Origin of the sequence: Sediminitomix flava (assembly GCF_003149185.1) — a bacterium.
In the GTDB taxonomy this organism is placed as follows: Bacteria; Bacteroidota; Bacteroidia; order Cytophagales; family Flammeovirgaceae; genus Sediminitomix; species Sediminitomix flava.
The window spans coordinates 1-3,868 of the sequence record NZ_QGDO01000018.1; the positions used below are offsets into that span (position 1 = coordinate 1).

Sequence of the window (3,868 nt, forward strand, 5' to 3'; positions counted from 1 at the left end):
AGTTATAAAGAGATATAGATAAATATATCCTAAGCAAAAAAAGGCTAACGCTATTATAATTATACTTGAATACATGATATTTCTTATCGATAACGACTCGGGCATGGTGTCGCAGGCAGATTGCGTCGCAAGACTGCCTGTGTAATATGCCCTTTGTTATGCCTTTTTAATTTGTTTTGAACGACCTCTATAGATATATATCAAATTATTCAGTTCTGAAATTGAGGTATTATATTCTCCAATATCAATCTGAAAAACCCCGCTTCCACTTCTAATCTTAAGATACTCTTTACTTCCTTTTCCATAACCTTTAACATAAGCTTCAGCATCAATAACACTTCTCCAACCTATTAATTGCTGTCCCTTTATCTTAATACCGCTTTTATTTAAGGTCAATTGAGGTTGATTATCTTTTCGTTTTTTTAATGAGGTGTAAATCATAAATGGTGAGAAAATTAAGGTTACACCAATATGATAGTGATGATTATCTCTATCAAAGAATAATAAATATAAACCTAAGCAAAAAGAGCTAATACCTAGAACCAAAATAACTGTTGCACTAAGCTTATCTTTATAGATAATAATCTGTTTAGGAATCTTAGGATTATCCTTAAAAGCCACATCTACAAACCCCTTATTATTTGAAACTTTTTTATTAAGTTGGTTCAACTTCATCCTCTGTGAAGCACTCATTATCATTAATTTACTTGCAGAACTATTATCATTTGAGATAATCCCTCCCTCAACAGCTTTCAGATACAATAAATGTACATTATCAACATTTGAATACGCCCATATCTTCCATTTTGGTGTAATAATACTTGCATACAATAAAGCTAAAATAGGAGGTAAAAAAATACTCAAAATAGGTGTAAGCGTATACTCGAAAGGTAAAAGAGATAAATATATAATTGGCATACCTCCAAAACAGATTATCAGAGAAGGATATAAAATCTGCCATTTTCCTTTCTTCAAAGCTTCTTCTACTGTTACCATTATTAAGTTCTGTTTGTTAAAAAATTAGGCATAACGATACGGGCATGGTTTTGCACTTAGGTCGTGTTGCCGGTTAGTGCGGTGTGAACTATGCCCCTTGTTGGGCTTCGTTTTTTACTTCTTATCTATTTTTCGAGGAAAGCCAAAATAACTATTGGGTAATTGGCGATCTGAACGAATCCTATTTATTATGAATTCCTCATCATAAATTACATAGTAATATAATCTTGGATCATATTCACTTCCAGCAGAAACGATATAGCCATTATATATTCCATTTCGGATCTTATGACGTTCACTATCAGGGATAAAATCTATATACCCCTTATATAAACGGTCTCTTATGCTATCAAGTACATTTTGATTTGATACCGAATCATCGCGTATAACTTTTTTTAATAGTTCATTATCTACTGCCATTTTAAAAAATGTACTATCTGGATATCCCTTCATTATGATTTGAAATCCTCGATAAACCCCATACCTCTCCTCTAATAAGTTATAAGGGGATTTTTCGTCATCATATACACATAAAGTATCGACGTCTTGGGAACTTTGGTTTTTAAAATCAAATACAATAATTGATTCTCTTTTGCTTAGTTCTCTACTAGAAACATCCGTCAAAAACATTTCTAACAAAGATTTTGACGTATGAGTTAATTCTCCCTCACCATAAGCACTCTGTGAAAATACTGATCTGTACAATGTTAACAAACCAAACACAAGTAACACAAATCGTTTATATCTGATCATTTGACTTTAATTCAAAATTTGCTTTTATAGCTCTTCATAATCATCATCTGCTATAATTTTAATTATGAAGCCCAACGACTCGGGCATGGTATCGCAGGCAGATAGCGTCGCATGCTGCCTGTGGGCTATGCCCCTTGTTGTAGCTCGTTTTTATTTTTTAAATAGTAGGTAGTTTAGCAAATTAATCAAATGTTCTTTTGTATGAGCTTGAAAAATAAACTGAAAATACCAAAGCCCATCTGCTAAACTGTTTTTTTCAATGCGCCATTTAACTTCAAGAAGATCATAAATTATGTCTGATAAATCATCTACAGCATCGCCAATTCCATTTTCAACATTCTGTGATACTTCATTAGCATTTAGAACTGTATGATAATATCCAAAATCAGCTAGATTTAAACTTACGTTTTCTACAACATTTGGAAACAGATTTTTATCAAAATCCAAATAATTAGATTCATCTGATTCACTTGATTTAGGATGTAATTCAAACGTATAAGAATAAAGCCTAACTAGACTCTGTTCTAAAGTCTCCTCTTTATTATCGATTGTCAGATCTTCATAAAGTCCAAACTCACAGATTACATCTATGATTTCTATTAACTCGTTCAAAATCTATGTTTTATTACCCATGAGCTACAACGCACCGGGCATGGTATCGCAGGCAGGTTGCGTCGCATAGCTGCCTGTGGAATATGCCCCTTGTTGTAGCCAGTTTTTATTTTTTCTCTATCCATTTATTTATCAATTCGCCATTAGTTCTGTATGAACTGTATTGTAGAGAGTCATTTTCAGATTCCTTGATATATTTGATAAAGTCATCTTGAAATTTTTCTGGACCATTAATGTCTAAATTGATTTTATAGTCTCCATTTTCTTTTTCAATTTGAATTTGATAGTCGTGCGTAAACCACCAGTTTCTTTTAAAATGTCCCGCTTGAGCAAATAGTGTGTCGTTAGTGTAAAAGCTGAAAACGACGTGTCCATATTCATTATGAAGATTCTCAACCAGTTCACCATTTTTATAAATAATAGTTCCTGATTGGTCTTTAATGATTATCGATTCAGAGTTAATTTCAGGATTAAAGTCCACTGATATGTTATTGTCATTTAATGCAAGAACATGAAGCTTTGTCAGAATAGTGTCCTTGTTTCTAGCAAATTCTAGTTGAACAAAAAGGCAAACGCCAATTGTAAAAACTAGACTTATAATAATCAGAGTTTTAATTGTCGTTCTCTTTTTCATTTTTAAATTGGCTACAACGTATCGGACATGGTGACGCACTTGGGTCGTGTTGCCGGTAAGTGCGGTGTGAACTATGCCCCTTGTTATCTCTTTTTATTTTTATTTAAAACCAATCCCTTAGAGTCAAAGAATAATTTTCTTATGAGGTATCCTTCTCTTTCAAAAACGCTTATTACTTTTCTTAAATTATCACTACTCTTGTTTAGTAGTTCATATTGAGCTGAAAAAGTAGCTGTTGTTTCTATGAATTTAAATAGGAAATAATCATCTATCACACCATATTCTTGACCATATATTATCTTCACTTCTACATGCTGATTAGTTATTGAATTTGTAAAACAACATTCAGATCCATGAAAATAATAATTCCACGCCTCATTTATTGTACCTCTCTGATTTTTGCTCTTATTTCTTTTTAGATTCCTTAACTCATTAAGATTACCGAAGTTGAGATTAAAAGTATTTGACAAAAGTTTCATTAATTCATGCGAAACCGAATCAAATTCCTCGAAACATTTTAGAAATTCAAGTTTATGAGATAGAACAAAACTAGTACTGATTGAATCAATCACAAACAATAGTTTAGACCATTCCAAATAATTGAATTGTTTATCTGGAAACATCAGTTCAAGTTGTTGAAGAATAGGATCACTAATTACAATATTTTTAAACCCAGTTTGATTACTTCTATTCTTAATAATCTCCTGTTCAATATCGTGAAAGGTTACAACCCTTCCGGTATAATCTACTACAACTTTTTTACTCATTTACTTTAGAGATAACGACTCGGGCATGGTGTCGCAGGCAGATTGCGTCGCAACTGACCTGTGCAATATGCCCCTTGTTGGCAATCGTTTTTATTTATTCACCTAA

Annotated in this window: 5 protein-coding genes; all 5 read right to left on the reverse strand. The window is 32.4% G+C overall.

The features are described from left to right. Window positions 1-156 precede the first annotated feature (156 nt). Entirely contained in the window at window positions 157-996 is an 840-nt protein-coding gene (locus tag BC781_RS25115; protein WP_109623273.1) for a hypothetical protein, read from the reverse strand. 114 nt (window positions 997-1,110) lie between these two features. Next, window positions 1,111-1,749 (reverse strand): hypothetical protein, encoded by a 639-nt coding sequence (locus BC781_RS25120; protein WP_109623275.1) that lies wholly within the window; start codon window positions 1,747-1,749, stop codon window positions 1,111-1,113. 150 nt (window positions 1,750-1,899) lie between these two features. Next, window positions 1,900-2,361 (reverse strand): hypothetical protein, encoded by a 462-nt coding sequence (locus BC781_RS25125; protein ID WP_109623277.1) that lies wholly within the window; start codon window positions 2,359-2,361, stop codon window positions 1,900-1,902. A 106-nt stretch (window positions 2,362-2,467) separates the two neighbouring features. Beyond that, window positions 2,468-2,995 carry a hypothetical protein gene (locus tag BC781_RS25130; protein WP_109623279.1) on the reverse strand — a complete coding sequence of 176 codons (528 nt, stop codon included), beginning with the start codon at window positions 2,993-2,995 and terminating at the stop codon, window positions 2,468-2,470. An 83-nt stretch (window positions 2,996-3,078) separates the two neighbouring features. Next, window positions 3,079-3,762, reverse strand: a complete 684-nt coding sequence (locus tag BC781_RS25135; RefSeq protein WP_109623281.1) for a DUF6896 domain-containing protein — start codon at window positions 3,760-3,762, stop codon at window positions 3,079-3,081. Window positions 3,763-3,868: the final 106 nt, after the last annotated feature.

Bases quoted from the DNA above. Each gene is read 5' to 3' on its own strand.
- BC781_RS25115 (WP_109623273.1), bottom strand. From the start codon at position 996: ATGGTAACAGTAGAAGAAGCTTTGAAGAAAGGAAAATGGCAGATTTTA.
- BC781_RS25120 (WP_109623275.1), bottom strand. From the start codon at position 1,749: ATGATCAGATATAAACGATTTGTGTTACTTGTGTTTGGTTTGTTAACA.
- BC781_RS25130 (WP_109623279.1), bottom strand. From the start codon at position 2,995: ATGAAAAAGAGAACGACAATTAAAACTCTGATTATTATAAGTCTAGTT.
- BC781_RS25135 (WP_109623281.1), bottom strand. From the start codon at position 3,762: ATGAGTAAAAAAGTTGTAGTAGATTATACCGGAAGGGTTGTAACCTTT.